The sequence below is a fragment of the Weizmannia sp. FSL W8-0676 genome (genome assembly GCF_038593015.1).
Classification (GTDB): Bacteria; Bacillota; Bacilli; order Bacillales; family Bacillaceae_C; genus Weizmannia; species Weizmannia coagulans.
Genome location: NZ_CP151954.1, coordinates 1,208,628 through 1,234,684, shown reverse-complemented (window position 1 = coordinate 1,234,684; position 26,057 = coordinate 1,208,628). Strand labels below are relative to the sequence as shown.

26 protein-coding genes and 1 pseudogene are annotated in these 26,057 nt (G+C 49.6%); all 27 read right to left on the bottom strand.

Annotated elements, in window-relative coordinates:
* Positions 1 to 19: 19 nt before the first annotated feature.
* The 27 genes and pseudogenes from hslV to fapR all read right to left on the bottom strand — a co-directional run bounded on the left by hslV (position 20) and on the right by fapR (position 25,948).
* Positions 20 to 562, bottom strand: a complete 543-nt coding sequence (hslV, locus tag NST20_RS05955; RefSeq protein WP_013859080.1) for an ATP-dependent protease subunit HslV — start codon at positions 560 to 562, stop codon at positions 20 to 22.
* A 42-nt stretch (positions 563 to 604) separates the two neighbouring features.
* Entirely contained in the window at positions 605 to 1,507 is a 903-nt protein-coding gene (gene xerC / locus NST20_RS05950) for a tyrosine recombinase XerC (RefSeq protein ID WP_013859079.1), read from the bottom strand.
* A 571-nt stretch (positions 1,508 to 2,078) separates the two neighbouring features.
* A complete protein-coding gene (gene topA / locus NST20_RS05945) occupies positions 2,079 to 4,154 on the bottom strand; it encodes a type I DNA topoisomerase (RefSeq protein ID WP_342400257.1) in 2,076 nt (691 codons plus the stop codon).
* 268 nt (positions 4,155 to 4,422) lie between these two features.
* Positions 4,423 to 5,301, bottom strand: coding sequence for a DNA-processing protein DprA (gene dprA / locus NST20_RS05940; protein WP_013859075.1), 879 nt, complete (start codon positions 5,299 to 5,301; stop codon positions 4,423 to 4,425).
* Positions 5,302 to 5,441: 140 nt separating this feature from the next.
* A complete protein-coding gene (gene sucD, locus NST20_RS05935) occupies positions 5,442 to 6,344 on the bottom strand; it encodes a succinate--CoA ligase subunit alpha (protein WP_041818953.1) in 903 nt (300 codons plus the stop codon).
* Between the two features lie 65 nt (positions 6,345 to 6,409).
* Entirely contained in the window at positions 6,410 to 7,570 is a 1,161-nt protein-coding gene (gene sucC, locus NST20_RS05930; protein ID WP_013859073.1) for an ADP-forming succinate--CoA ligase subunit beta, read from the bottom strand.
* 214 nt (positions 7,571 to 7,784) lie between these two features.
* Positions 7,785 to 8,075, bottom strand: a complete 291-nt coding sequence (locus NST20_RS05925; RefSeq protein ID WP_013859072.1) for an EscU/YscU/HrcU family type III secretion system export apparatus switch protein — start codon at positions 8,073 to 8,075, stop codon at positions 7,785 to 7,787.
* On the bottom strand, positions 8,072 to 9,313 hold the full coding sequence (locus tag NST20_RS05920) for a hypothetical protein (protein ID WP_342400256.1): 1,242 nt from the start codon (positions 9,311 to 9,313) through the stop codon (positions 8,072 to 8,074). Before NST20_RS05920 ends, NST20_RS05925 begins: the two co-directional genes overlap by 4 nt.
* Positions 9,314 to 9,349: 36 nt before the next feature.
* Complete coding sequence (locus tag NST20_RS05915) at positions 9,350 to 10,111, bottom strand: ribonuclease HII (protein WP_342400410.1); 762 nt, start codon at positions 10,109 to 10,111, stop codon at positions 9,350 to 9,352.
* A gap of 51 nt (positions 10,112 to 10,162) precedes the next feature.
* Positions 10,163 to 11,005, bottom strand: coding sequence for a ribosome biogenesis GTPase YlqF (gene ylqF / locus NST20_RS05910; RefSeq protein WP_326241664.1), 843 nt, complete (start codon positions 11,003 to 11,005; stop codon positions 10,163 to 10,165).
* 54 nt (positions 11,006 to 11,059) lie between these two features.
* Positions 11,060 to 11,611, bottom strand: a complete 552-nt coding sequence (gene lepB, locus NST20_RS05905; protein ID WP_013859068.1) for a signal peptidase I — start codon at positions 11,609 to 11,611, stop codon at positions 11,060 to 11,062.
* Between the two features lie 172 nt (positions 11,612 to 11,783).
* Entirely contained in the window at positions 11,784 to 12,128 is a 345-nt protein-coding gene (rplS, locus tag NST20_RS05900; protein ID WP_013859067.1) for a 50S ribosomal protein L19, read from the bottom strand.
* A gap of 139 nt (positions 12,129 to 12,267) precedes the next feature.
* On the bottom strand, positions 12,268 to 13,002 hold the full coding sequence (gene trmD, locus NST20_RS05895; RefSeq protein WP_342400255.1) for a tRNA (guanosine(37)-N1)-methyltransferase TrmD: 735 nt from the start codon (positions 13,000 to 13,002) through the stop codon (positions 12,268 to 12,270).
* Positions 12,999 to 13,517, bottom strand: a complete 519-nt coding sequence (gene rimM / locus NST20_RS05890; RefSeq protein WP_019722017.1) for a ribosome maturation factor RimM — start codon at positions 13,515 to 13,517, stop codon at positions 12,999 to 13,001. The genes trmD and rimM overlap by 4 nt, the downstream gene beginning before the upstream one ends.
* A gap of 4 nt (positions 13,518 to 13,521) precedes the next feature.
* On the bottom strand, positions 13,522 to 13,914 hold the full coding sequence (locus NST20_RS05885; RefSeq protein WP_195850440.1) for a YlqD family protein: 393 nt from the start codon (positions 13,912 to 13,914) through the stop codon (positions 13,522 to 13,524).
* Positions 13,915 to 14,070: 156 nt separating this feature from the next.
* The gene (locus NST20_RS05880) at positions 14,071 to 14,319 is read right to left on the bottom strand and encodes a KH domain-containing protein (RefSeq protein WP_280136683.1); all 249 of its coding nucleotides are present in this window, start codon (positions 14,317 to 14,319) and stop codon (positions 14,071 to 14,073) included.
* The gene (gene rpsP, locus NST20_RS05875; protein ID WP_026104868.1) at positions 14,319 to 14,591 is read right to left on the bottom strand and encodes a 30S ribosomal protein S16; all 273 of its coding nucleotides are present in this window, start codon (positions 14,589 to 14,591) and stop codon (positions 14,319 to 14,321) included. The genes NST20_RS05880 and rpsP overlap by 1 nt, the downstream gene beginning before the upstream one ends.
* Before the next feature lie 95 nt (positions 14,592 to 14,686).
* A complete protein-coding gene (gene ffh, locus NST20_RS05870; RefSeq protein ID WP_019722016.1) occupies positions 14,687 to 16,030 on the bottom strand; it encodes a signal recognition particle protein in 1,344 nt (447 codons plus the stop codon).
* An 11-nt stretch (positions 16,031 to 16,041) separates the two neighbouring features.
* Positions 16,042 to 16,368, bottom strand: a complete 327-nt coding sequence (locus NST20_RS05865) for a putative DNA-binding protein (RefSeq protein WP_014095481.1) — start codon at positions 16,366 to 16,368, stop codon at positions 16,042 to 16,044.
* Between the two features lie 166 nt (positions 16,369 to 16,534).
* A complete protein-coding gene (gene ftsY, locus NST20_RS05860) occupies positions 16,535 to 17,533 on the bottom strand; it encodes a signal recognition particle-docking protein FtsY (protein ID WP_342400254.1) in 999 nt (332 codons plus the stop codon).
* A gap of 157 nt (positions 17,534 to 17,690) precedes the next feature.
* Positions 17,691 to 21,263, bottom strand: a complete 3,573-nt coding sequence (gene smc / locus NST20_RS05855) for a chromosome segregation protein SMC (protein ID WP_342400253.1) — start codon at positions 21,261 to 21,263, stop codon at positions 17,691 to 17,693.
* Between the two features lie 19 nt (positions 21,264 to 21,282).
* Positions 21,283 to 22,023 (bottom strand): annotated as a pseudogene (rnc, locus tag NST20_RS05850) (ribonuclease III).
* 202 nt (positions 22,024 to 22,225) lie between these two features.
* Complete coding sequence (acpP, locus tag NST20_RS05845; RefSeq protein WP_014095485.1) at positions 22,226 to 22,459, bottom strand: acyl carrier protein; 234 nt, start codon at positions 22,457 to 22,459, stop codon at positions 22,226 to 22,228.
* An 83-nt stretch (positions 22,460 to 22,542) separates the two neighbouring features.
* The gene (gene fabG / locus NST20_RS05840; RefSeq protein ID WP_013859054.1) at positions 22,543 to 23,286 is read right to left on the bottom strand and encodes a 3-oxoacyl-[acyl-carrier-protein] reductase; all 744 of its coding nucleotides are present in this window, start codon (positions 23,284 to 23,286) and stop codon (positions 22,543 to 22,545) included.
* Between the two features lie 16 nt (positions 23,287 to 23,302).
* The gene (gene fabD / locus NST20_RS05835) at positions 23,303 to 24,241 is read right to left on the bottom strand and encodes an ACP S-malonyltransferase (protein WP_342400252.1); all 939 of its coding nucleotides are present in this window, start codon (positions 24,239 to 24,241) and stop codon (positions 23,303 to 23,305) included.
* A gap of 16 nt (positions 24,242 to 24,257) precedes the next feature.
* The gene (gene plsX, locus NST20_RS05830) at positions 24,258 to 25,250 is read right to left on the bottom strand and encodes a phosphate acyltransferase PlsX (protein WP_327076313.1); all 993 of its coding nucleotides are present in this window, start codon (positions 25,248 to 25,250) and stop codon (positions 24,258 to 24,260) included.
* A 116-nt stretch (positions 25,251 to 25,366) separates the two neighbouring features.
* A complete protein-coding gene (gene fapR, locus NST20_RS05825) occupies positions 25,367 to 25,948 on the bottom strand; it encodes a transcription factor FapR (RefSeq protein ID WP_013859051.1) in 582 nt (193 codons plus the stop codon).
* Positions 25,949 to 26,057: the final 109 nt, after the last annotated feature.

Below are 26,057 nucleotides of genomic sequence, written 5' to 3'. Positions count from 1 at the left end.
TACCGGCTGCCCATTCCGCTTATAACTCTTCCACGATAATGTTTGAATTTGTAAATACACAAATTTCGGATGCGATTTCAAGGGAAGCCCGCGCAATTTCTTTTGCGGTAAAGTTTTCTGCCGCATACCGTTTCAGTGCGCGGCCGGCAGCGAGCGCGTAATTGCCGCCCGAGCCGATGGCGAGGATGCCGTCATCCGGTTCAATGACTTCCCCCGTTCCCGAGACAAGCAGTAAATTGTTTTCATCCATGACAATCAGCATCGCTTCGAGCTTTCGGAGCACTTTATCGCTTCTCCACATTTTGGCCAGTTCCACTGCTGCACGCGTCAGGTTGCCATTATATTCCTGCAGTTTTCCTTCAAACATCTCGGAAAGCGTAAAAGCATCCGCAACTGAGCCCGCAAAACCGGCCAGCACTTTTCCGTTAAACAGCCGGCGGACTTTTTTGGCCGTGTTTTTCATCACGACGGCGTTTCCGAGCGTCACCTGCCCGTCCCCTGCCATTGCGCTTTTCCCGTTATGGCGGATGGCAAATATTGTGGTTGCGTGAAAATCACCCATATCAGCACCTCCTATGTAATCAAAGCGAACCGCCTTGCATTGCTATGCTCTCGGGTGGTAAGCCATATAGGTTTTCCGCAAATGCTCCTTGGTTACATGTGTGTAGACTTGCGTGGAAGACAAGCTTTCATGCCCAAGAAGGTCTTGTACTGTGCGCAAATCAGCCCCGTGGTTCAGCAAATGGGTTGCAAATGTGTGCCGCAACATATGGGGATGAATTTTTCCGGTCAGTGCCGCTTTTTTGATCATTTCATTTAAAATATAGCGGACACCTTTATCGGTCAATGCGCCGCCGCGTGCATTTACAAATAAATAGGAATGGTCTTTTTTGCCGCGCATCAACGTTTTCCGTGCATGCGCCATATAATCCGAAACGGCTTCCCCTGCAAAATGGCCGAACAGCACGATCCGTTCTTTTTTTCCTTTCCCTTTTACATGGATCGTCTCGAATTCAAAATCAATATCCTGCAACCGGATATTGACGCACTCGCTCACGCGGATGCCGGTCGCATACAGGATTTCGAGCAAAGCGCGGTTGCGCCGGGACAATGCATCATCCCCTTCACATGCCGCAAATAGTTGCTCCATTTCTTCCTCATAAAAAAATTTGGGCAGACGCTTATGTTGTTTCGGCTGTGATAAAAGTGCAAAGGGATTTTCCTTGACAATCTGCTCCCGCATCAGGAATTTGAAAAAACTGCGAATGCTGGATATTTTCCGTGCTACCGTGGCGCGGCTGTACCCATGTTCATGCAACGTTGTCAAATACAGCCTCCCCGCCGGATACCCCACCTCGTCTAGCGAGGCGATCCCCTGTGCGGTTAAAAACACAAAAAAATCCTCCAGATCCAGACGGTAAAATTTGATTGTATATGCGGAATAGTTTTTTTCCACTTGCATGTATTCCATAAAAGAAAGCAAATAGCCGGACAGTTCGCCGTTCATCTGTTTAACACCTCACATGTGCGGGGAAACGGGCCTGCTTTACTCCACCCTTCACGTTGATGGATCACAGGGGCTTTCCGGGTTATTGCCATTTTTTCCGGCCCGGCAAAGCGGCCCGGGCAAACCCGCCAGCCGGCATTTTTGCGCCGGGCCGGGTGTCCGTCATCCCCGGCTTGTGCCAACCGAAACCCGTCTCCCGCCGGCTCATATGCTTCGAAGCCAAGAGACGGCATTCGGAAATCCGGTTAAATCATAACACATTTCCGGATCGGATTGCAACGAATGTTACATATTTTTCATAAATTTTTGAATTGTCCTCTTGACTGGCGCTTCCCACCCGTGAAAAGCCGGGAATGCCGTTTACTGAAAAGCTTTTGGACGGTGCCGCCAACGATTCGGGAAATCTGTCGTTTTTTGTCGCAACTGTCCTTTAAACATTTTACACCAGCTGCTGCAAGAAGTAAAAGAATAAGCTGTATTTTCTCGTAAAAATGTAAATATTCATTTTCATCAGCCCGAACTTTGCCGCCCGCTCCGCGCAAGGCTGCAAAGTTCCGGCATGGCCCAATCATTATTCCACCGACTGCTCTTTATAATCACAATGCACGCACTGGATTTGCGTCCCTTTTTTCAGTTTTTTCTCAACAAGCGTGTCGCCGCACTTCGGGCACTTCCTGCCAACCGGCTTATCCCATGAGACAAAATCGCATTCCGGATAACGGTCGCACCCGTAGAAAATGCGGTTTTTCTTTGTTTTCCGCTCAATGATTTCGCCTTTGCCGCATTTCGGGCAAGTGACGCCGATTTTTTTAACGATTGGTTTCGTATTGCGGCAGTCAGGAAAATTGCTGCAAGCCATAAACTTGCCGTAACGCCCCATTTTATACACCATCGGGCTTCCGCACAGCTCGCACATTTCCCCCGTTTCTTCATCTTTGATTTCGATTTTCTCCATTTCGTTTTCCGCTTTTTTCAGGCGGGCTTCGAAATTTTGATAAAACGCATCAATGACTTGGACCCATGGCACTTTTCCTTCTTCAATTTCATCCAGGTCTTTTTCCATATCAGCGGTGAATTCGACATCTATGATTTCGGGGAAAAATTCCCGGATCAGTTCGAGCACGATTTCGCCGAGCTCTGTCGGGACAAACCGCTTATTTTCAAGTGCCACATAGCCGCGCTTTTGGATTGTATCCAATGTCGGCGCATAGGTGGACGGCCTCCCGATTCCAAGTTCTTCCAGTGTTTTGACAAGCCGGGCTTCGGTATAGCGTGGCGGCGGCTGGGTGAAATGCTGTTTCGGTTCGATCGACTCGGAGTGGACAACATCCCCTTCTTCGAGATGCGGCAAATAACGTTCTCCTTCTTCCTGCTGGTCGTCGGAACCTTCCACATACACTTTCATAAAGCCCGGAAACTGGATTTTTGAACCGGAAGCCCGGAACAAGACTGTGCCGTTTGCCAGCGTGGCACTCATCGTATCCAGTATCGCAGGGGCCATCTGGCTAGCCATAAAGCGTTCCCAAATCAATTTGTACAGCTTATACTGGTCTCTGCTTAAAAAGGACTTGAGCGAACCCGGGTCCCGGAAAATGCTTGTTGGCCGGATCCCTTCGTGCGCATCCTGGGCATTTGCCTGCTTTTTCTCTTTTCTTTCTTCCTGGCGCAAATAGTTTTCCCCGAATTTTTCCTGAATATATTGATTGGCTTCTGTTTTTGCGACATCCGAAATCCGGGTCGAGTCTGTTCTCATATACGTGATCAGCCCGACAGTGCCTTCTTTTCCAAGGTCGATGCCTTCATACAGCTGCTGGGCCACCATCATTGTTTTTTTCGCCCTGAAGTTCAGTTTCCGGGCGGCTTCCTGTTGCAGGGAAGAAGTCGTAAACGGCGGTGCCGGATTCCGTTTCTTCTCTTTGTGCGTGACGGAAGAAACCTGGAACTTGTCGCTTTTCAGCAGGCCGGTAATTTTTTTCACATCCGCTTCTGACTTCAGCTGCATTTTTTTTCCGTCCACACCGTAAAAAGATGCCTGGAACGTGTCTTTCCCTTTTTTAAAGGATCCGGCAATTGTCCAGTACTCTTCCGGCACAAACGATTTGATTTCATTTTCCCGGTCAATGATGAGGCGGACGGCAACGGACTGTACCCTGCCCGCACTCAAACCTTTTTTCACTTTCTTCCATAAAAGCGGGCTGATGTTATAACCGACGAGGCGGTCCAAAATCCGCCTTGCCTGCTGGGCGTCGACAAGGTCCATATTGATCGGGCGCGGATGTTTAAATGATTCTTTGATCGCGTCCTTTGTAATTTCATTAAATACGACGCGGCAGTCCGAATGCACATCCAGATTCAGACTGTTGGCGAGATGCCAGGCAATCGCTTCCCCTTCGCGGTCAGGGTCGGCGGCAAGATAGACTTTTTTTGCTTTTTTGGCCGCGTTTTTCAAATCTTTTAAGACTGGCCCCTTGCCCCTGATTGTAATGTACTTCGGTGTAAAATGGTCGTCCACATCCACCCCCATTTGGCTTTTCGGCAAGTCGCGCACATGCCCCATGGAAGCTTTCACTCTATATTTTTTTCCCAAATATTTTTCAATCGTTTTCGCTTTTGCAGGTGATTCTACAATCACTAAGTAGTCTGACATTCAAAAATCCTCCCTGGAGAGCTTATACCCTCTCTTTGCAGCAACTTTGCTTTCATTTTTCAAACAAAATCATCTGTAATTATGGGCATGGATACCCGCATTTGTCAATTGTAACAGCACGGATGATGAAAAATCAACATAGCAAACGATTTCATTTTGAAAATTTTATCTATTCTTTCTCTATTTTATATACATTTTATCCAAAAATCATGCGTTTTTTCACAAAATCGGAAAATCGCTCCCCATTTATGAATTTTCCCTGACAATTTTACCTTGCCGGAAGCAGTTCTTCCAAAATGTCCCCGCTGCACGTCACCAGTTTTGCGCCCTGCTGGATGAGATGGTTCGTTCCTTCCGACAGGCTGTCCAGAACGTTTCCCGGCACGCTGAAAACTTCCCGCCCTTCCTGGAGGGCGTAATCTGCCGTGATCAAAGAGCCGCTCCGTTTTTCCGCCTGAAGCACGAGCACACCTTCCGAAATGCCGCTGATGATCCGGTTGCGTTCCGGAAAACGCCATTTTTCAGGGCGCGTAAACGGCGGATATTCCGACAGGAGTAAATGGCCCTGTTTTATTTTCTCCGCCATCCCTATATTTTCCCGCGGATAAATATGAAAAAATCCGCTTCCGAGCACCGCAATCGTCTTTCCCCCAAATTTCATGGCAGCACGGTGGGCAATCGCATCCGCCCCTCTCGCCAGCCCGCTGACAATGGTAAACTGTTTTTCGATCAGGGGCGGCAGCAAATGATCGGCGGCTTTTTCCGCATAGGAACCGGCCTTTCTTGATCCGACAACGGCCAGCGCACGTTTTTTCAGCAATGATATATTTCCGATTGAATAGAGTATGGCAGGAGGCTGGTACGTTTCTTTCAGAAGCGGCGGATATTCCGGTTCAAAACGGGCTGTCATCCGGATCTGTTTTTCCCGGTAGAGGGTTAAATAGGGTTTGATGTCAAGATGAAGGAGGTCTTCATAAAATCGTTCAAACGTTTCCTTTTGCATCTGAAGCATGGCGCGCAGTGTTTCAGGGGGAATCCGACAGATTTTTTCAAGCAGCGGATCAAATTCGAGGATTTTCATTTTTTGCACGCGGGAAAGTCCCCTGCAATGATCCAAATGAATGTATTTGATTTTTAACGATTCCATTGTTTGCCTCGCTTTCAAACAGTATTTCATTGAAAAAGCATAATAGAACCCGGCTGCAGCATAAAAAATGGCAACCGGGTCTGGCAGTTTCACCGGGCTGCCCCGGAAAATGCGGGTACCGGGACGGCCGGTGCCGCCGCTTAAAGGTTTTTACATTTCTCGTAAAGGCCTTTTTCCTTCAGGACACGGATCAGCGTTTCCCCAATGACCGCCGGCGTTTCGGCCACCTGGATGCCGCATTCGTTCATCGTGCGGATTTTTTCGGCTGCAGTTCCTTTGCCGCCTGAAATGATGGCGCCGGCGTGGCCCATCCGTTTTCCTGGAGGCGCTGTGACACCGCCGATAAATCCGACAACCGGTTTCTTCATGTTTGCCTGCACCCATTTGGCGGCTTCTTCTTCCGCCGTCCCGCCGATTTCACCGATCATAATGACCGCTTCTGTTTCCGGATCATTATTAAATTCTTTTAATACATCAATAAAGTTGGTGCCGTTCACAGGGTCGCCGCCGATGCCGATCGCTCCTGTCTGGCCGATGCCGGCGCGCGTCAGCTGATGGACGGCTTCATAAGTCAGCGTGCCGGAACGGGAAACGACCCCGACATGGCCTTTTTTATGAATATAACCCGGCATAATGCCGATTTTGCATTCGTCAGGCGTGATGATGCCCGGGCAGTTCGGCCCGATCAGGCGCGTTTTCTTTCCTTCCATATAACGTTTTACTTTGACCATATCCAATACCGGAATATGCTCAGTAATACAGATGACAAGATCGAGTTCTGCATCGACCGCTTCCATAATCGCATCTGCCGCAAACGGGGCTGGCACATAGATAACCGAAACGGTTGCGCCCGTTTTTTCAACGGCTTCTTCCACCGTATTAAAGACCGGCACGCCTTCTACTTCAGTCCCGCCTTTGCCAGGGCTTGTGCCGCCGACAATTTTCGTTCCGTATTCCAAGCATTGTTTTGTATGGAAAAGCGCGGTTTTCCCGGTAATCCCCTGGACAATGACTTTCGTGTCTTTATTTACATAAATGCTCACTTTTTTCCCCTGCCTTCTTCATTCAAGAATATTTGTTCGCATTTGGCCCGAATGAACAGCTGCTGTTAGCTGACCAGTTCGACAATTTTTTGTGCGCCGTCTGCCATCGATTCAGCTGCCACAATTTTCAACCCGGATTCGTTTAAAATTTTCTTCCCGAGTTCCACATTGGTCCCTTCAAGACGGACAACGAGCGGAATGTCGAGCCCGACCTGTTTTGTGGCTGCAACGACGCCGGAAGCAATGACATCGCATTTCATAATGCCACCGAAAATGTTGACAAAAATGCCTTTGACTTTTTCGTCCGATAAAATAATTTTAAACGCTTCCGTTACTTTTTCTTCCGTTGCGCCGCCCCCGACATCAAGGAAGTTGGCCGGATCGCCGCCGTAATATTTAATAATGTCCATTGTCGCCATCGCAAGGCCGGCGCCGTTTACCATGCAGCCGATATTGCCGTCAAGGGCGACATAGCTCAAATCGTATTTCGACGCTTCAATTTCTTTCGGGTCTTCTTCTTCGAGATCGCGGTATGCCAGAATATCCTGCTGGCGGAACAAGCCGTTCGAATCAAAATTCAATTTGGCATCGAGCGCCATCACTTTTCCGTCGCCGGTTACAACAAGCGGATTGATTTCCGCGATCGAGCAGTCTTTTTCCACAAATACTTGATAAAGGCCTGTCATAAATTTAACAGCCTGATTTACAAGTTTAGCAGGAATATTGATGTTGAATGCAATGCGGCGCGCCTGGAACGGCAACAGGCCGACTGCCGGGTCAATGGTTTCTTTGAAAATCTTTTCCGGTGTTTTGGCCGCCACTTCTTCAATTTCCGTGCCGCCTTCTTCAGAAGCCATCAGCACAACCCGGCTTGTCGCACGGTCCAAAACAAGGCCGACATAGTATTCTTTTTGAATGTCACACCCTTCTTCAATCAAGAGGCGCTTCACTTCTTTGCCTTCAGGGCCTGTCTGATGCGTCACAAGCGTTTTGCCAAGCAGTTCCTGCGCGTATGTACGAACCTCATCCAAATTTTTTGCCACTTTGACGCCGCCTGCTTTTCCGCGGCCGCCGGCATGAATTTGCGCTTTTACTACACATACATCTGTTCCGAGCGATTTCGCCGCTTCCACCGCTTCATCCACGGTGAAGGCCACTTTCCCGTTCGGCACAGCGACCCCGTATTTTCTCAGGATCTCTTTGCCCTGATACTCGTGAATATTCATGTTCCATCCTCCTATCAAACTGTTCAAAAAATTAACTGCGCTTTCATTTTAATAAACATCGGAAAAGATGTCTACCATAATGAACTAAAATGGCTATTATTATTCAAAAATATTTTTTGCAGTATAAAATGGACAGAATTTCACCGTTCGTTTGCCTGCTGTGAATCGCAATCTTTATTCAAATGGGCGCCTGGGCCTGATGTAAAACTTTCGTTCATTTGATATCCTTGTTTTTTAGCGACTGGTCGAGGCGGTAAATCATGGCAAACACCTCGGCCACAGCCGCATACAGTTCTTCCGGGATCGCTTCGTTGATATCGAGCCGGCCGAGCAGCGCGGCAAGATCCGGGTCCTGCTGGATCGGGACATTCGCTTTTTTTGCCTCTTCGATAATCCGCCTGGCCGTGTCCCCTTTGCCTTTTGCCTTCACGACAGGGGCGGAATGCGCATCCGGGCTGTACTGGAGCGCGACCGCTTCTTTTATGTCTTTTTGTGGATCCTTCATATCCTAAGGTCAACCCCTTTCCCGGAAACGTCCGGCCGGCTGAGCGCGGCACGCACAGCACCCGGCTGGAATTCCCCGAACCGGACATCAGACAATGTGTAACCGGTTTTGGAAAGGCCTTCCTTTAAGGCCGGCAAAAAAGGCTTTACGGCTTCCTGGAGGCCCTTTTTCAAACTGGAAATGCGGATGGAAACGATCCGGTTTTGCACATTCATCTCGACCAATGTTTCTTTCATAAACTGAAGATTTAAGTAAAAAATGATTTTACAATAGTTACTGTCTATTTTTCCGCCTTTTTTCCGCCTGCCTGACCATTGCACAACGGCATTCGTTTGAAAGCGCGCGAAAGAAAGCGGAATTTCCATCCAAATGTGCTGCACCGCCCCGCCGGGAAGCGAAAGCAGTTGCTGGCCGTTCAGTTTCTGCACGATTTCGTCTGCTGCATCCCGGGCTGCTTTTGTTCCCCCGCCTTTTTGCAGCAACTCAACAAGCAGTGCTTTTAAAGGTAGCCCATCCTTGTCCGCGTCTTTGTCCCCATGCAAAAGCCCCGCTTCATAAAAAAGCCCCATTTTTTGAATCTTCTCTTTGATTTGCAGGCGCAGCGCCTCTACTGTCACCTGCCCGTTGCCCGCCCCAAGGTCCCTGATAAGCGCAAGCAATTGCCTGGTTTCCGGCGTCTGTTCCCCCTGCTGAAGCGCCTGCTGCAGCCGGTTTAAAAGCTGATCTACCGGTGTGTTTTGCACGAAGGTACGGAGAGAAGTGAACACGCCCTCCGTCACAGGAAAGCCTTCTTGCAGCATGAGGGCAGCCGTTTCCAGCCCGTTTGCAAGATCCGGCACATGCTTCAGCCATGCGCCGATTGCGGCAATGTCATTTTTTGTAAACGGAATCCCCCGTTCAGCCAAGTACGAGACAAGGGACTGGAACGTTTTCCCCGGCGGCAGCTGCATTTGCGGGAGCAAAGCTTTGCCGGCATTGCCGTTTGCATCGGCTTCCGAGAGCATTTTCAGCCGGACTTCACCATCGACCAAAACCGTTTGAAACCAGTAGTTTTTTCCGGCTTCAAGCGGCACTTCGAGTTTCGCGGCAAACGCACGCCCGCCTGCCCGGACAAGTGCGGTGTCATTTGGAAACAGTTTTTGGATGGCGCCGGAAAAAATCTGCCCCGTTTGAAAAGCAAACGTGCGGATATTTGAGCCGGCTTTAATAAATGGTTGTTTGCCAAAAGAAATTTGCATGCTTACCCCCCGCCCTGTTTCTTCCTTCTTGCTTATTTATCGGCGGATTGTCGGCCTGTCTTTAATCGGCGCAAACGATTTTCTATGGATCGGGCACGGGCCAAGCTTCATGATCGCTTCCAGATGTTTTTTCGTCCCGTACCCCTTATGTATGGCGAAACCGTACCCGGGATATTTTTCATCCATTTCCTGCATATACCGGTCTCTCGTTACTTTTGCAATCACAGATGCCGCGGCAATTGAAATACTTTTCGCATCCCCTTTTACAATCGAAGTTTGCGGGTACGGGGCCGGAATTTCCATCGCATCGATCAGCAAATGGTCCGGAGAAGCGGGCAAATGGCCCAAAGCCGCAAGCATCGCCTTTTTGGCCGCCTCGTAAACATTCATCCGGTCAATTTCTTCTGCACTGGCAAAGCCGACGCCGACAAGGGCTTCTTCCTGGATCCGCGCAAAAAAGGCCTCCCGCTGTTTTTCGGAAAGCTGTTTGGAATCGTTCAGGCCGGGCAGGTAAAAGTCTTCTGGAAGAATAACGGCAGCGGCTACAACCGGACCGGCAAGCGGCCCCCTGCCTGCCTCGTCTATTCCGGCGATCAGGCGGCAGCCGTGGCTGCGCAGGGCGTCTTCAAACCGGGCCATCTCCCGGAATTTTTCAAGCTGTTCACGCTCTTTTTCTAATTTTCTCATCCATTTTTCCAGCGCTTTTTGTGCGCCTTTCCGTTCATCCCGGCGCAACTTCTTGACGAACGGATCGGACGGATTTGTCATTTCTGAAAGCCGCGCTTCAATATCACTGATTTTCAATGTTTCCCCTCCTATGAAAAATAAGCGCCCCTTTTACGGAGGCGCTTATCCCAAATCAAATGTCAGAGGCCCCAGTTTCATGCCGCGGATATCACGGATAATCACCTCAGCCGTTTTGTCGTAATCGATTTCCCCTCCCGCCCGCAAACAGCCGCGCAGGCGCCCAATATGGTCAAAAAGGGGTACGATGTCCGGGATATCCCGGAGCTTATACCGGGCTTTTAATGCGCCGGGATAATGTTTTTCAAGAAAACGCAGGCCAAATACGGAAACGTCCTGCAGGTTGAGGATCGTGTCTTTAATTGCGCCGGTTAAGGCGAGCTTATAGCCGGTTTCCTTGTCTTCGAATTTCGGCCAGAGGATTCCGGGCGTATCGAGGAGTTCCATCGTTTTCCCGACTTTTATCCATGCCTGCGCTTTTGTCACGCCCGGCGTATTGCCGGTTTTGGCGATATTTTTCCCGGCAAGCCGGTTAATGAGCGTCGATTTGCCGACGTTCGGAATCCCGACAATCATCGCCCGGATCGCACGCGGACGGATGCCTTTTGCCCGCAGTCTCACCCATTTTGGCTGCAAAATCTGTTCAGCCAGTTTCACCATTTTGTCGAGCCCTTTTCCGCTTTGCGCGTCAATGGCAAGGACATGCGTATTGCCGCCGGATAATATTTCAAGCCAGCGGGCTGTAGCAGCCGGATCCGCCATATCCGCCTTGTTCAACAATTTGATCCGCGGCTTTTGCTGAATCAGTTCATCCAGCATCGGATTGGCGGAGGAAACCGGGATCCTTGCATCCAGCAGTTCAAAAACGATATCGACCAGTTTTAATTTTTCGGTCACTTCTCTCCTTGCCTTCGCCATATGGCCCGGAAACCATTGTATTGCCATCATGCGTCAACTCCATCACGGTTACTTTTTTCCGTAAAATGTGCAGCTGCCGGGCGCTTATTTATTGATCATATGGGCATCTTTCACCGGCCAGTATACAAAGTTTGTCTCCCCGACCACCTTGCTAAGCGGAATGGTCCCGATCTGGCGGCTGTCTTTGCTGTACCGGCGGTTATCGCCCATCACAAAAATCTGCCCTTTTGGCACCGTGTCGCGCCCGATATAATCTTTTAAGGTAAAATCTTCCGTAAGCGGTCCGTCGGCAACGGCTTTTTTATATTTATCGAGATAAGGCTCTTTATACGCTTTCCCGTTAATATACAGGACGTCATTTTTATACTCGATCCGGTCGCCCGGCAGCCCGATGACCCTTTTGATATAATCTTTGCCTTCCGGGGCGTGGAAAACGACGATGTCGAACCGTTTCGGGGTCCCGATTTTATTTACAATCATCCGGTCGCCGTTTTTCAAAGTCGGCATCATGGAAGAACCGTCGACCACGATCGGGGCGAAGAAAAAATAGCGCAAAATGCCGGCCAGTGCCACAGCGATCAGCAGCGCTTTCACCCATTCGAACAGTTCATTTTTTGGTTTTTTCTGTTTTTCCATTTATTTACACCGCCTCATTCCATGTATCCATTAAGCGTATATTCCCTGATATTTTGCATTATAACAGGATTGGTTGCCGATTGAAAACCTCAGACGGCACCCGGGTTATTTATGTATAAGTATGAAGAAAAGGGACCATGATAGCCCCTTTTCGAACAGCCGTTGCAGCAAATTAGCGGATTTCTTTAATACGGGCGGCTTTACCGCGCAGATTACGCAGGTAGTAAAGTTTCGCACGGCGAACTTTACCGCGACGCACGACTTCAAGCTTCGCAATTTTCGGTGTATGGAGCGGGAATGTACGTTCAACGCCGACGCCGTAAGAAACTTTCCGGACTGTAAACGTTTCGCTGATCCCGCCGCCGCGGCGTTTAATGACCACACCTTCAAAAACCTGGATACGTTCGCGTGAACCTTCGACAACTTTTACATGGACGCGGACCGTATCCCCCGGGCGGAAAGCAGGCAGATCAGTGCGAAGTTGATCTTTTGTAATTTCGTCAATAATATTGTGCATCGTATTCAACTCCTTCCAACAAATGCTCTTGCAAATCTTCCATCTTATTTGCAGCGGAACATCGTTTTACGGTGGCCTGCCTTGTTTTCAAGCAAACCACAAATGCAATCTTAGCATAAACGCACGCCGATTGCAACAGCTATCCGCGCATTTCTTCCCATTCTTTCAGCCACGCTTTTTGCTTTTCGGAGAGCGTCACGCCGTGCAAAAGGTCCGGCCTCCTCGTATAGGTGCGGTACAGCGACTCTTTTTCGCGCCATTCTTCAATCAGCCGGTGATTTCCGGATAATAACACGTCCGGCACCTTCATTCCGCGGAAATCCGCCGGCCGCGTATAATGCGGGTGTTCCAGCAGCCCGGTTGAAAAAGAATCGGTAACAGGCGAAGTTTCATTGCCCAAAACACCGGGAAGCAGGCGGACGATGCTGTCGATCATGACCATTGCGCCCAGCTCGCCGCCCGTTAACACATAGTCCCCGATTGAAATTTCATCGCTTACAAGTGTACGGATCCGTTCATCATACCCTTCGTAGTGGCCGCAAATAAAGATCAGATGTTCTTCTTTCGCAAACGCTTCCGCTTTTTGCTGCGTATACGTTTCCCCCTGGGGGCAGAGCAAAATGATGCGCGGCATCTTTTTGCTCCCCTCAAGCAGGTCTTCTACTGCATCGAACACCGGCTGGGGCTTTAACACCATGCCCGCCCCGCCGCCGTACGGGTAGTCATCGACGGTTTTATGCTTGTTGTCGCTGTATTTGCGGAAATTGACCAGATGGTAATGGACGATCCCTTTTTCTTCTGCTTTTTTTAAAATAGAAGATCCGAGAACGCCTTCAAACATTTCCGGGAACAAAGTCAATATATCCATTTTCATGGCAAAAGCCCTTCCATCGGTTCAATTACAATTCTTTTTTCTTTTTTGTCGACTTTTTTGACGACGTCTTCAATATACGGGATTAGCGCCTCTTTCTGCTGCGCTGTTTTCACCACCCAGACGTCATTTGCCCCGGGCGTTAAAATCTCTTTTACCGTCCCGACTTTCTCGCCTGCGGTTGTCACGACTTCGCAGCCGATGATTTCATGAAAATAAAACTCATTTTCGCCAAGCTCATCCAGCTGTTCTTCGGAAACTTTCAGCATGCCGCCTTTCCATTTCTCGGCTTCCCCAATCGAATCAAAGCCCTCAAACTTCAGCAAATCAAACTGCTTATGCACCCGGTGAGATTCAATCGTAAGCGCAACCGGTTCATTGCAGCCGGGAAGAAACAAGTAAAGCGTATTGCCCGGTTTATACCGTTCCGCTTTGAAATCCGTTTTGGAAATGACCCGCACTTCTCCGCGGATGCCGTGTGTATTGACGATTTTGCCGACATTAAACCATTGTGTCATATTCTCACCTCTCGCGAATTTCATGGATGATGCCGTCTTTTATAATAATCGATTTCTCTTTTGTCACCGCACTCCAGTCGTCGCCTTCCCGGACGTCAACAATAGCGTGCATTTCTTTTTCTTTTAATTCCGTCCCGATCGGAAGCAAAAGCAGTTGTTCAATTTGAAACTCCACCAGTTTGATTTTCTCCTGCCGGCTTTCAATTTCTTTTTCAAAATGCATTTTTAAATTGGTTCCCGAAAACTTTTTTTGTTTTTCCAGTTTTTTCGTTTCAAACCGGAGCTGCTCACATTCTTTTTGAAGTTGTTGTTTCTTTTGCCGGTATGTATCCAAAAGCATTTCTTTGCTCTTTTCGGTCAGGATTTGCTTGACCATCACTTTTTGAAGGATTTTCAAGATGCCCTGCCCTCCTTTTCGCCATTTATTAGCAACCCAAATAAAAGCAGCCGGAAAAAGCGGATGTCGGTTAAGATGAGGGGAAAGCCCGAAAGATGTATGTAAAAAGGGAGGTGTGCGCCTCCCTTTCTCTGGTGTTCTATCCATCGTTGTCCGTTATTCGGCAATTTCAAGACGGATTTTTTTATGCCCGTGCACGCCGGCCGCAGCATAAACGACCGTACGGATGGCCTTTGCGGTACGCCCTTTTTTGCCAATAACCATGCCGGCATCATCCGGATGGACAATCAGGCGGTAGAGCGTTCCGGATTCTTGTTCATCCCGCTCTACTCGCACCTCATCCGGATGGCCGACAATCGGCTTGACGATCGAAAGGATTAAATCATCCATCTGTTGGTCCATGATTATTTGCCGTGTTTTTCGTTATGGTATTTTTCCATAATGCCTTGTTTTGAAAACAAGTTGCGTACCGTGTCAGAAGGTTGGGCGCCGTTTTTCAGCCATTGGAGCGCGGCTTCCTCGTTGATTTTGACTTCTGCAGGATCTACAACAGGATTGTAAGTTCCTACTGTTTCAATAAAACGTCCATCACGCGGTGAACGGGAATCTGCCACAACAATGCGGTAAAACGGGGATTTTTTTGTGCCCATGCGTTTCAAGCGGATTTTTACTGCCATTTTAATCATACACCTCCAAAAAAGTTTCTCACAAGACTGTATCATATCAGAAAATCATGATGGTGTAAAGTCTTTTCTCTTAACACCCTTGCTTTTTACATAAAAGGGAATTTAAAGCCTTTTTTTCGGCCTTTTTGATTCATGCCTTGCAGTTGTTTCATCATTTTCTTCATTTCTTCAAATTGTTTCAAAAGCCGGTTGACTTCCTGCACCGGGCGGCCGGAACCTTTCGCGATCCGTTTTTTCCGGCTTGCATTGATAATGTCCGGGCGGATTTTTTCCTGCTTTGTCATCGACTGGATAATCGCTTCGACATGCGCAATTTGCTTCTCATCAATTTGCAGATTATCCATCCCTTTCATCCGGTTGGCCCCCGGGATCATTTTCAAAATGTCACCGAGCGGCCCCATTTTCCGGACCTGGCCGAGCTGCTCAAGGAAATCTTCAAACGTAAACGACTGATCCCGCATTTTCTTTTCGAGCGCGCGCGCTTTTTCTTCATCAACGGTTTCCTGCGCTTTCTCAATCAGCGACAGGATATCGCCCATGCCGAGAATGCGGGAAGCCATCCTTTCCGGGTGAAACGGTTCGAGTGCATCCATTTTCTCGCCCATCCCGGCAAATTTAATCGGCTTTTCGGTTACGGCCCGGATGGATAAAGCCGCCCCGCCGCGCGTGTCGCCGTCAAGCTTCGTCAGGATGACGCCAGTGATGCCGAGCTGGTCATTAAAACTTTGTGCGACATTTACGGCATCCTGGCCTGTCATCGCATCGACGACAAGAAAAATTTCATCCGGATGCGCAAGTTCCTTGATTTCCTTCAGTTCATTCATCAGCTCGCTGTCAATATGGAGGCGGCCGGCCGTATCGATGATGACGGTATCGTGATGTTCTTCTTTTGCTTTTTCAATCGCTTGCCTGGCAATTTCCACCGGGCTGATTTTGTCGCCAAGCGAAAACACCGGCATGCCGAGTTGTTTGCCGAGCGTTTCCAGCTGCTTGATTGCAGCGGGGCGGTAAATATCGGCCGCAACGAGCAGCGGGGTCCGGTTGTATTTTTTTCGCAACAGGTTGGCCAGTTTCCCGGATGTCGTCGTTTTCCCGGCACCCTGCAGGCCAACCATCATGATGACGGTTGGCGGGCGCTTTGCAACGGCAATCTTGCTCTGTGATCCGCCCATAAGGTTGGTCAGCTCTTCCTGGACAATTTTGATGACCTGCTGCCCGGGCGTCAGGCTTTTCAGCACATCCTGGCCAACCGCACGTTCGCTCACTTTTTTTACAAAATCTTTTACCACTTTGAAATTGACGTCAGCTTCCAGAAGGGCAAGACGGACTTCCCGCATCATTTCTTTGACGTCGCTTTCCGTGACCTTGCCTTTTCCGCGGATTTTCTGCATCGTGCCCTGCAGGCGTTCTGCGAGTCCTTCAAATGCCATTTTTCCGCCCCCTATTCCAATTTTTCGAGCGCATCGACAAGCCGCAACAGTTCCGGATTGGCATCATGCGCCAAAAGATTGCGCATCGACCGGAAAATGCGTGTGCGCGCTTGAAATTTTTCCAATAAACCAAGCTTTTTTTCATAGTCTTCAAGCGTTTGTTCGGTGCGTTTGATATTATCGTAAACCGCTTGACGACTCACACCGTATTGTTCGGCGATTTCGCCAAGCGATAAGTCGTCGAGATAATAGAGGGACATATAGCTGCGCTGCTTCGGAGTCAACAACGATTGGTAAAAATCGTACAAATCATTCATTCGCGTTGTTTTCTCCAGCATGGCTTCTTCCCCCCTGTTAAGTGAAAATGCTTTACATAAACACAGAATACAAAGATTCCTGTTTTTTGTCAATGAAAACAAGTTCGTTTCCCCACAACCGATTTGAAGCGCTCCCGGCGGGCTTTAATACCGCGGCCTTCTGATTCGCAGTACGGCCCACATACGGTCAGGCTTGTTCTTCCGGCACTTCATCGATCAGATCGGAAAACAACCCGTACACATATTTTTCCGCATCAAACGGCTGAAGGTCATCCATTTTCTCGCCGAGGCCGACGAATTTGACGGGAATATGGAGTTCGTTCCGGATCGCGAGCACAATCCCGCCTTTTGCCGTGCCATCCAATTTTGTCAGCACAATCCCGGTTACGTCTGTTGCTTCTTTAAACGTCTTAGCCTGCACCATCGCATTTTGCCCGGTGGTGGCATCCAAAACGAGCAGCACTTCATGCGGGGCGCCCGGGATTTCCCGTTCGATGACACGCTTTACTTTTTCCAGTTCCTTCATCAAATTGACCTTGTTTTGCAGGCGGCCCGCCGTATCACAAAGCAGCACATCTGCATTTCTTGCTTTCGCTGCCTGGACGGCGTCAAACATGACAGCGGCTGGATCGGATCCTTCCGAATGTTTGATCACTTCCACGCCGACCCTCTCTCCCCAGACTTCAAGCTGTTCAATCGCGCCGGCGCGGAATGTATCGCCGGCTGCCATGATCACTTTTTTCCCCTGCTGCTTCAGCATATGGGCGAACTTACCGATCGTAGTCGTTTTGCCGACGCCATTTACGCCGACAAACAAAATAACGGTCAAGGCGCCGTCCTGGATGTTAAGCCGGTTCGGGGCATCTTCGCCGGCCGAATAAATGTCAACCAGTTTTTCGGAAATCACGGACTGGACTTCAGAAGGGTCTTTAATGTTTTTCCGTTTCACTTCCATTTTTAATTCATCGATTAGTTCCATCACGGTCTGGAAGCCGACATCCGCCTGAATTAAAATTTCTTCCAGTTCTTCGAAAAAGTCTTCATCGATTTTCCGGTAACGCGCGACAAGATTGTTGACTTTGTTCGAGAAATTATCGCGCGTTTTTGCAAGCCCGGTTTTAAATTTATCGGTTACCGTATCGGCTTGCCGGGTGAATTTGTCTTTTAATGTTTTAAAAAAGCTCATTTGTCCACTTCCTTTGGCTTTCCTGAATTTGCGTATCAGCTTGTGCGGCATAAAAGCCGCACGAGCAGTCGTAAAAATCGCCGGCCTGATTTTTATCCCTGCCGGCCCGCTTGTGGCACGGGCGCTTCTTTTTAAACACGGCGCTGATTCGCCCTGTTTAAGACGTTTGAAAAGCCAGATCGGTTGACTCTTCCAGTTTGACCGACACAAGTTTCGATACGCCGGATTCCTGCATCGTCACCCCGTAAAGGACGTCCGCTTCTTCCATTGTTCCTTTCCGGTGAGTGATGACAATAAACTGGGTTTCCGCACTGAATTGTTTCAAATATTTGCTGAACCGGTATACATTGGCTTCATCCAGCGCGGCTTCCACTTCATCGAGAATGCAAAACGGCACTGGGCGCACACGCAAAATCGCAAACAAAAGCGCGATCGCGGTCAGCGCTCTTTCGCCGCCTGAAAGCAGCCCGAGATTTTGCAGTTTTTTCCCCGGCGGCTGCGCGAAAATTTCCACGCCTGTCGTAAGCAAATCTTTCGGGTCCGTCAGCCTCAAGTCCGCTCTCCCGCCGCCGAAAAGCTCCCGGAAAACCGGTTCGAATTCGTTCCGGATGGCATTAAACGTCTCATCGAAACGGCGGACCATTTCGCCGTCCATTTCCGTAATTACCTGGTCAAGGGTGTCTTTTGCTTCAAGCAGGTCGGTCTCCTGTTCTTTTAAAAACCGGTAGCGTTCCGATACGCGCTCATATTCTTCGATCGCGCCGAGATTGACGGCGCCAAGCTCATCAATCGACAGTTTGATCAGCTTCACTTTTTTGCGCGCTTCCTCCAGGGAAACATTGAGCGGGCGGGCCTCTTTCGCGGCTTCAAAGGTGAGCGTGTATTCTTCGCGGAGCCTTTGAAGCCGGTTCTCAAGTTCCACATCCAGCCGGTTTGCTTTGACTTCTTCATCCTGAATGGCCTGCTGGAGCCCTTTTTGCTGCCGTTTCCATTCTTTCAGGCCGCGTTCCAGGTCTTCCATCTCTGCTGTCAGCCGGGCCCGTTCTTCCCTGCGCACGGCGATAAAGGCGAGCGTATCATTTTTGTCACGCGCTTTTTGTTCAGCCGCTTCCGCCAGTTCGCTTTCCGACATGTGGTGCTTCTCCGATTCGTCCGTAAGAAAGTGGTACTGCTCATCATAACGCGCTTTACGTGCCGCCCACTCCTTGATTTCGCGGTCCAGCCGCGCAAGTTCTTCTCGGTCGCGCGCCGCCTGCTCCATCTTTACGGCAAGCGTTGATTTTAAATCGCTGAGTTCGCCCTGGAGCCGGCTTTTTGCCGTCGAATCATCGTTTTTCTTTACGGTCAGGGCTTCAATTTCCGCTTCCAGTTCCTGCGCTTTTTCGCCAGTACGCGCCAGCATGTTTTCCAGTTCGCCGACCCGTTTGCGGGCTTCATCCTGCTGTTTTTCCGCCTCTTGTTTTTCCATATCGTAGACGAGCAGGTGCTCATCCAGATTTTTTTCCTCAACCGCAAGCCGTTCCAATTCCGCTTTCGCCTGCTGTTCCCCAAGCCTCAGCGCTTCGCCGTTTTTCCTTGCTTCATCCAGCTCCTGTTGCATGCGGGAAACTTCGGCTTTTAATGCTTTGACTTCCGTTTCAAGCGCCATCGTTGTTTTTTCCATCCCGGCAAGCTTTTCTTTTAGTGCTTCCAGTTCGCTTTTTCTCGAAAGGAGCGACACGCTGTTTTGTTTCGAAGCCCCGCCTGTCATCGAGCCGCCCGGATTGACGACATCCCCGTCAAGCGTCACGATGCGGTAGCGGTACCCGAGCATTTTGGCGATTTTGTTTGCACTTTTTAAATCACGGACAACAAGGACATGGCCGAGCAGATTGGACACAATGGATTGGTAGCGGCTTTCAAAGCGGACAAGCTCCGCGCACACGCCGACGAACGCCTCTTCATTGCGGAGCGGTTTGAGGCTTGCTTCCGGAATGGCCCGGGGCTTTATAATATCGAGCGGCAAAAAAGTCGCCCGCCCGGCCTTCCGCTCTTTTAAAAATGCAATGGCACAGCGTGCATGCCGTTCCGTTTTTGTCACAATATGCTGCATCGAAGCACCCAGTGCAGTTTCAACCGCTTTTTCGTAAGGCGCGGGCACCCGGACCAGCTCGGCCACAGCGCCTTCAATGCCTTCCAGCTGTTTGCCACGGGCTTTCAAAATTTCGCGCACGCCCTGGTAAAAGCCGGTATAATCCTCTTCCATCTCTTCAAGCGTTTCTTTGCGTGATTTCGCTTTTTGCAAATATTGGTATGCCTGATACAGATTGGACTCCTGTTTTTGATACCGCCTGTTGACGGACTCCAGCTGCCTTTGTTTTTCCATATAGGCACCGGCAGCCGCTTCCAGCTCCTGTTTGATTTCTGCAAGGCGGCCGGCCGCCATTTTTTTCTTTTCCCGCACCTTTTCCCGTTCTTCGACATATTTCCGGTTGTCGGCTTCAAGCCGGCTGAGGCGGTTTAACGACGTTTGCATCTGCTGCACGAGCATGCGCTTTTCATTTTTTCCGCTTGCCTGCTCGTTCAGCAGTTCAATATAGTCGCTTTTTAAAGACTCAATTTTTTCCTCCAGATTCGTGCTGAGGCGGAAAAGGCCCGCTTCCTTCTCTTTCACGCTTTCTTTCAGGGCCGATAAGGCTTGTTCATTTTCCGCCGCCGTTTGCAAAATCTTTTCCTTTTGGGCTTCCAGTTCTTTTAAGGTGTTCTCCGCTTCTTTTATATTTTTTTCAAGCTGGGCTTTGTTCTCGCTGACATTTTTTTTGCGTTCTTTCAGCACTTCTTTTTGCCCTTCGAGTTTTTCCAGCTCTTCTGTCGCTGCAAGCAGCACATTCTGCAAATCTTGAATCGATTCATCGAGCGCATCCAGCTGATTGCGCTTTTCTTCCAGCTGTGCTTCCTGTTTGCGGATTTCGGAAGAGAGCCCCGCTTCTTTGTCCCGGTGCGCTTCAAGCTGCGACTTAAGCGATTCCCACTCGCCATGCAGCGATTCTATCTCATACGCCAAAACGGCAATTTCATAATTTTTCAATGTTTCCTTTTGTTCCAGATAATCTTTTGCGACCGATGCCTGCATTTTCAGCGGCTCAAGCTGGCTTTCCAGTTCATAGAGAATGTCGCTGACACGGTTTAAGTTATCCTGCGTTTCGGCAAGCTTCACTTCCGCCTTTTTCTTGCGCGTCTTATATTTTAAAACGCCGGCTGCCTCTTCAAAAATGCTGCGGCGTTCTTCCGCTTTGCTGTTTAAAATTTCTTCCACTTTTCCCTGGCTGATGATGGAAAAAGCTTCTTTGCCAAGGCCGGAATCCATAAACAATTCCACGATATCCTTCAACCGGCACTGCTGTTTATTGATGTAAAACTCGCTTTCCCCTGAACGGTATACCCGCCTTGTCACGCTCACTTCCTGGTAATCGATCGGAAGGGCGCGGCCTTCGTTTTCAAGCGTTAACGTCACTTCTGCAAAATTCAACGGTTTTCTTGTATCGCTGCCGGCAAAGATGACATCTTCCATCTTTCCGCCGCGCAGGCTTTTCGCTGATTGTTCACCGAGCACCCAGCGGACGGCGTCGATCACATTGCTTTTGCCGCTGCCGTTCGGGCCGACAACCGCTGTCACGCCCGGGACAAATTCTATGGAAATCCGGTCCGCAAATGACTTAAATCCGATCACGTCGAGACGTTTCAGAAACAATCCATTCCCCCTCCATTCCTCACGGCTTCTTTCTTTCTTCTTTCTGCAAATTGGATAAAGCCGTTTGCGCAGCCTGCTGTTCCGCTTCTTTTTTGGAGCGGCCTTTTCCTGTCCCGAGCGTCTTGCTGTTCAGCGACACTCTGGAGACGAACTCCTTATCATGCGCAGGGCCGCGTTCATCGAGAATCGTGTATTCCAACACACCGGATGTTCTTTTTTAGACGTACTCCTGCAACTTGCTTTTATAATCCGCCGTGCTGCTGAAGAGCCCTTCGTCTATTTTCGGGAATACGACTTTTTCAAGGAGGGAAACAACAGCCTTTAACCCCTTGTCCAAATAAAGCGCGCCGATAAACGCTTCAAACACATCGGCTAAAAGGGCCGGGCGCGTTCTGCCGCCGGTCATTTCCTCTCCTTTGCCGAGCAGGATATACTCGCCAAAGTGCAGCTCATTGGCAAAAATGACAAGAGACGGCTCACAGACGACGGACGCCCGCAATTTCGTCATTTCCCCTTCGTTCATCGACGGGAACCGGTTAAATAAATAATGGGAAACGGTCAATTCCAGGACGGCATCGCCTAAAAATTCAAGCCTTTCATTGTCGTGCCTGCGCTTTTCCGGATGCTCGTTCACATAGGAGGAATGCGTAAAGGCCTGTTTCAGCAGGTTTCCGTCTTGAAAATGAATCCCAAGCTCTTCCTGCAGCTTGCCAAATTTGTTTACTACATGCTCTTCATCTGATTTTATTTTTTTTACCATCGTTCATCCACCCGATATCTTGATGTAGTTTCACTTAACTTAAATATATAGAAAAATACTGCTGAACGCAAAGGCATCTTCGGGACCCGGGCGGTCGTAAATAGGCAAAAAGGGGTTGCATTTTTTTGCCCATTTACCATCCTCAGGCCGGATTAGAGAAAAATGTCCCGCTTATGGGGCGGGACATTTTACATGAAGACGATTACTGCTGATTTTGTATGTAATTTACAGCGTCACCCACTGTTACAATCTTCTCAGCATCCTCGTCGGAAATTTCCATTCCGAATTCATCTTCCAATTCCATCACCAATTCCACTACATCAAGGGAATCAGCGCCAAGATCTTCTTTGAATTTCGCTTCCAGTGTAACTTTGGATTCTTCGACACCAAGGCGGTCAACGATGATCTTTGTCACACGCTCTAATACGTCTGCCATGCGGTTCACCTCCCCTCAAGGTATTATAGAGGATTTTTTATAATTAATAAAGCGAAAGTTAAAATCAAGCTTTGCTGCAAACGTTACATCACCATTCCGCCGTCAACGTGGATCGTTTGCCCAGTAATATAGTCGGAACTGCTGCTTGCCAAAAAAAGGGCAGTCTTTGCCACATCTTCTGGCTTGCCGAAACGGGAAAGCGGGATTTGGCCCAGCATGCCTTCTTTGATGTCTTCCGGCAGTTTATCCGTCATATCCGTCTCAATCATGCCCGGGGCAATGGCATTTACGGTAATGCCGCGGCTTGCCAGTTCACGCGCCGCCGTTTTCGTTAGCCCGATGGCACCGGCTTTGGCAGCGGTATAATTGGCCTGGCCGGGGTTGCCGCTGATGCCGACAACCGAGGCAATATTAATGATCTTGCCGCTCCGCTGCTTCATCATCGGCCGCGCTGCCGCTTTTGTGCACAGGAAGACCCCTTTCAAATTGGTATCGATGACGGCATCCCATTCTGCTTCTTTCATCCTCATCAAAAGGTTATCCCTGGTGATGCCGGCGTTATTCACCAATATATCAAGTTTGCCGAATTTTTCCAGCACCTGCCTGAACATTTCCTGTACTTCCGTTTCATTCGAAACATCTGCCCGGATGGCAAAAGCTTCCACACCGAAAGAACGGACGGCGTTTGCCACTTCTTCCGCTTTTTCAGCATTTCCTGCATAATTGACCGCAATATGCGCGCCGGAAGCGGCAAACGCAAGCGCGATTTCACGGCCGATGCCGCGTGACGCGCCGGTCACAAGCGCAACTTTGTCTTTTAAAAGCATTCGGTCTCCCCCTCCATTATTTTTGCAGCGCGCCAACCGCAGCTTCCAGGGTTTCCATATCCTGGACGGCATATGTTTTTACGCTGCGGTCAATTTTCCGGATTAATCCGGAAAGCACTTTGCCCGGCCCGACTTCAATAAAGGTATCAACGCCGAGGCTGATCATTTTTTTAACGGAATCTTCCCATAAAACAGGGGAATAGAGCTGGCGGATTAATTTTGCTTTGATGTCCACAGCGCCCGTTTCCACTTCGGCATCGACATTGGCGATCACAGGAACCGCCGCATCCCGGATTGCAATTCCGTCAAGAACCGCCTTAAATTTTTCCGCTGCCGGCTCCATCAATTTGGAGTGGAATGGCCCGCTTACCTGAAGCGGGAGGACGCGTTTCGCCCCTCTTTCCTTTGCAAGGGCGCCCGCTTTTTCAATTCCGGCCGCTGTCCCGGAAATAACAATCTGTCCGGGACAGTTCAAATTCGCGAGCTGGACCGTTTCCCCTTCACTGCTCACTTCTTCTGCGACTTCCTGCAGCACGCCGCGGCCGAGCCCGAGCACGGCGGACATTGCCCCGGCACCGTTCGGGAATGCTTCATCCATGTATTCCCCGCGTTTGTGCACCGCATATACGGCATCTTCGAAGGACAAAGCGCCGGCTGCCACAAGCGCCGAATACTCGCCAAGGCTGTGCCCGGCTGTGAAATCTGCATGGATGCCCGCTTCCTGAAGCACCTGTAAAATGGCAGTGCTTACCGATAAAAGCGCCGGCTGGGCATTTTCGGTACGGGTCAGTTTGTCCAGCGGGCCGTTTTGAATGAGCCCGGATAAGTCCATCCCGAGCTTTTCGTCTGCTTTTTGAAAAACAGCCGCCGCTTTTTCATTTGCACCGGCGACCGACTGCCCCATGCCAACCGTCTGGGATCCCTGCCCCGGGAAGACAAACGCTATTTTCCCCATCTTTTTTCCTCCATCCTTACTTTTGTTCAAGTTGTTGAATTGCGTGTTTGATTTTGCCGGTGACGTCAGACTGCACCATTTCACGCGCCTGCCGCACTGCATTGTAAATTGCATTGGCGTTTGAGGAACCGTGCGCTTTGATGACCGGCGCATTCAGCCCCATTAAGCCCGATCCCCCGTATTCCGAGTAATCCATGATATTTTTCAGGCCCGACAGTTCTGATTTGATCATTGCAGCGGCCAATTTTGTCTTCAAATTGTGCATGAACACTTTTTTGATCATGGAAAACAAGGATCCGGCCGTGCCTTCAATCGTTTTTAACACCATATTGCCGGTAAACCCGTCTGTGACGACGACATCCGCCACCCCCTCGAGCAGATCGCGGGCTTCGACATTGCCGGTAAAATTCAAATCGGTTTCTTTTAAAAGTTGAAATGCTTTTTTTGTTAATTCATTGCCTTTCTTTTCTTCCGTCCCGATATTTAAGAGGCCGACGCGCGGATTTTTTAAGCCTCTTACCTTTTCGGCATACAGCGAGCCCATGATGGCAAACTGCAGCAAATGTTCCGGCTTGGCTTCCGCGTTTGCACCAAGATCGAGCATGATAAAACCGCGCCCGTCCGTTGTCGGGAGCACCGGGGCAAGGGCCGGCCTTTCAATCCCTTCAATCCTGCCGACCACAAAGAGGCCGGATGCCATTAAAGCGCCCGTATTTCCGGCCGAGATGCACGCATCCGCTTCCCCGTCTTTCACGGCCTGGGCCATGCGCACCATGGAAGAATTTTTTTTGCGGCGGACGGCCCGCACCGGCTCGTCTGTCCCGGATATTACCTCATCGGTATGGACAACGGCAACGCGGCTGGACGTTTCCAGTTCCTTCCTGACTTGCGTTTCATCCCCGAACAGGATAAACTCTGTGTCCGGAAATGCCTTTACAGCCCGGTTAATGCCCAGTACAATTTCTTTTGGGGCATAATCCCCGCCCATTGCGTCAATTGCTAATTTCATTCTATTCAGCCCCGTTTCTAAATCAAGCTTTTCCCGTGTGAAAGTTTTCCCGGCCGTGCGGCAACCGGGGTTGCCGGTCCCCGGGAAAATGGTTCACCTGTCCGCGTGAAGCGGCATTAAGCATTCTCTTCTTTTCCGGCATGATCCCGGTACATTTCAAATTCGCCTTTAAAGACGAGGTCACGGCCGACATAACTTTCAACAAACACCGTCGTTCTGCCGTTTTCCTGATTGACGTTCGCCACTTTTGCCTTGGCAATGACGCGGTCGCCGATTTTCACGGACCGCAAAAACCGGATGGTGGCTTTCGCCGTGAGGGCAAGTTCATCATCAATGACGGCAACGGCAAGCGAGTTGGCCTGTGCAAACAGATGATGCCCGCGGGCGATGGCGTTTCGCTTAAAAACGTGTTCTTTTTTGACATCAAAAATAGAGATGGCGCTGTGATCCAGTTCGATATCGATCACTTCCCCGATGACTTCTTCAATCGGCAGCGCTCTTACTTCATTTGCGAACCGCTTTTCAGCAACGTTTTTGATCCTTTCCCGCAGTTCCGGAATGGAAAGTTCCAGCCGGTCAAGGCGGATCGTCTGCACGCTGACATGATATTTATCCGCCAGTTCTTCATCTGTAATAAAAGGATTCCGCCTAATGGTTTCCTGCAAACTTTGCTGCCGGTCCTTTTTTTTCATTTTCATGGGTGACACCATCCAAAATTTTAGGACTTGGTACTAATCGTAGTATATAGAAAGAATAGGAAGTTTGCAAGAATTGCCAATAGCTGCCCTGGCAAAACGCAAACTTCCT

What these genes read in the sequence shown, in the direction of transcription:
- hslV (WP_013859080.1), bottom strand. Translation starts at nt 562, where the DNA reads ATGGGTGATTTTCACGCAACCACAATATTTGCCATCCGCCATAACGGG.
- xerC (WP_013859079.1), bottom strand. Translation starts at nt 1,507, where the DNA reads ATGAACGGCGAACTGTCCGGCTATTTGCTTTCTTTTATGGAATACATG.
- topA (WP_342400257.1), bottom strand. Translation starts at nt 4,154, where the DNA reads ATGTCAGACTACTTAGTGATTGTAGAATCACCTGCAAAAGCGAAAACG.
- dprA (WP_013859075.1), bottom strand. Translation starts at nt 5,301, where the DNA reads ATGGAATCGTTAAAAATCAAATACATTCATTTGGATCATTGCAGGGGA.
- sucC (WP_013859073.1), bottom strand. Translation starts at nt 7,570, where the DNA reads ATGAATATTCACGAGTATCAGGGCAAAGAGATCCTGAGAAAATACGGG.
- NST20_RS05925 (WP_013859072.1), bottom strand. Translation starts at nt 8,075, where the DNA reads ATGAAGGATCCACAAAAAGACATAAAAGAAGCGGTCGCGCTCCAGTAC.
- NST20_RS05920 (WP_342400256.1), bottom strand. Translation starts at nt 9,313, where the DNA reads ATGCAAATTTCTTTTGGCAAACAACCATTTATTAAAGCCGGCTCAAAT.
- ylqF (WP_326241664.1), bottom strand. Translation starts at nt 11,005, where the DNA reads ATGATGGCAATACAATGGTTTCCGGGCCATATGGCGAAGGCAAGGAGA.
- lepB (WP_013859068.1), bottom strand. Translation starts at nt 11,611, where the DNA reads ATGGAAAAACAGAAAAAACCAAAAAATGAACTGTTCGAATGGGTGAAA.
- rplS (WP_013859067.1), bottom strand. Translation starts at nt 12,128, where the DNA reads ATGCACAATATTATTGACGAAATTACAAAAGATCAACTTCGCACTGAT.
- trmD (WP_342400255.1), bottom strand. Translation starts at nt 13,002, where the DNA reads ATGAAAATGGATATATTGACTTTGTTCCCGGAAATGTTTGAAGGCGTT.
- rimM (WP_019722017.1), bottom strand. Translation starts at nt 13,517, where the DNA reads ATGACACAATGGTTTAATGTCGGCAAAATCGTCAATACACACGGCATC.
- rpsP (WP_026104868.1), bottom strand. Translation starts at nt 14,591, where the DNA reads ATGGCAGTAAAAATCCGCTTGAAACGCATGGGCACAAAAAAATCCCCG.
- ffh (WP_019722016.1), bottom strand. Translation starts at nt 16,030, where the DNA reads ATGGCATTTGAAGGACTCGCAGAACGCCTGCAGGGCACGATGCAGAAA.
- NST20_RS05865 (WP_014095481.1), bottom strand. Translation starts at nt 16,368, where the DNA reads ATGCTGGAGAAAACAACGCGAATGAATGATTTGTACGATTTTTACCAA.
- ftsY (WP_342400254.1), bottom strand. Translation starts at nt 17,533, where the DNA reads ATGAGCTTTTTTAAAACATTAAAAGACAAATTCACCCGGCAAGCCGAT.
- acpP (WP_014095485.1), bottom strand. Translation starts at nt 22,459, where the DNA reads ATGGCAGACGTATTAGAGCGTGTGACAAAGATCATCGTTGACCGCCTT.
- fabG (WP_013859054.1), bottom strand. Translation starts at nt 23,286, where the DNA reads ATGCTTTTAAAAGACAAAGTTGCGCTTGTGACCGGCGCGTCACGCGGC.
- fabD (WP_342400252.1), bottom strand. Translation starts at nt 24,241, where the DNA reads ATGGGGAAAATAGCGTTTGTCTTCCCGGGGCAGGGATCCCAGACGGTT.
- plsX (WP_327076313.1), bottom strand. Translation starts at nt 25,250, where the DNA reads ATGAAATTAGCAATTGACGCAATGGGCGGGGATTATGCCCCAAAAGAA.
- fapR (WP_013859051.1), bottom strand. Translation starts at nt 25,948, where the DNA reads ATGAAAATGAAAAAAAAGGACCGGCAGCAAAGTTTGCAGGAAACCATT.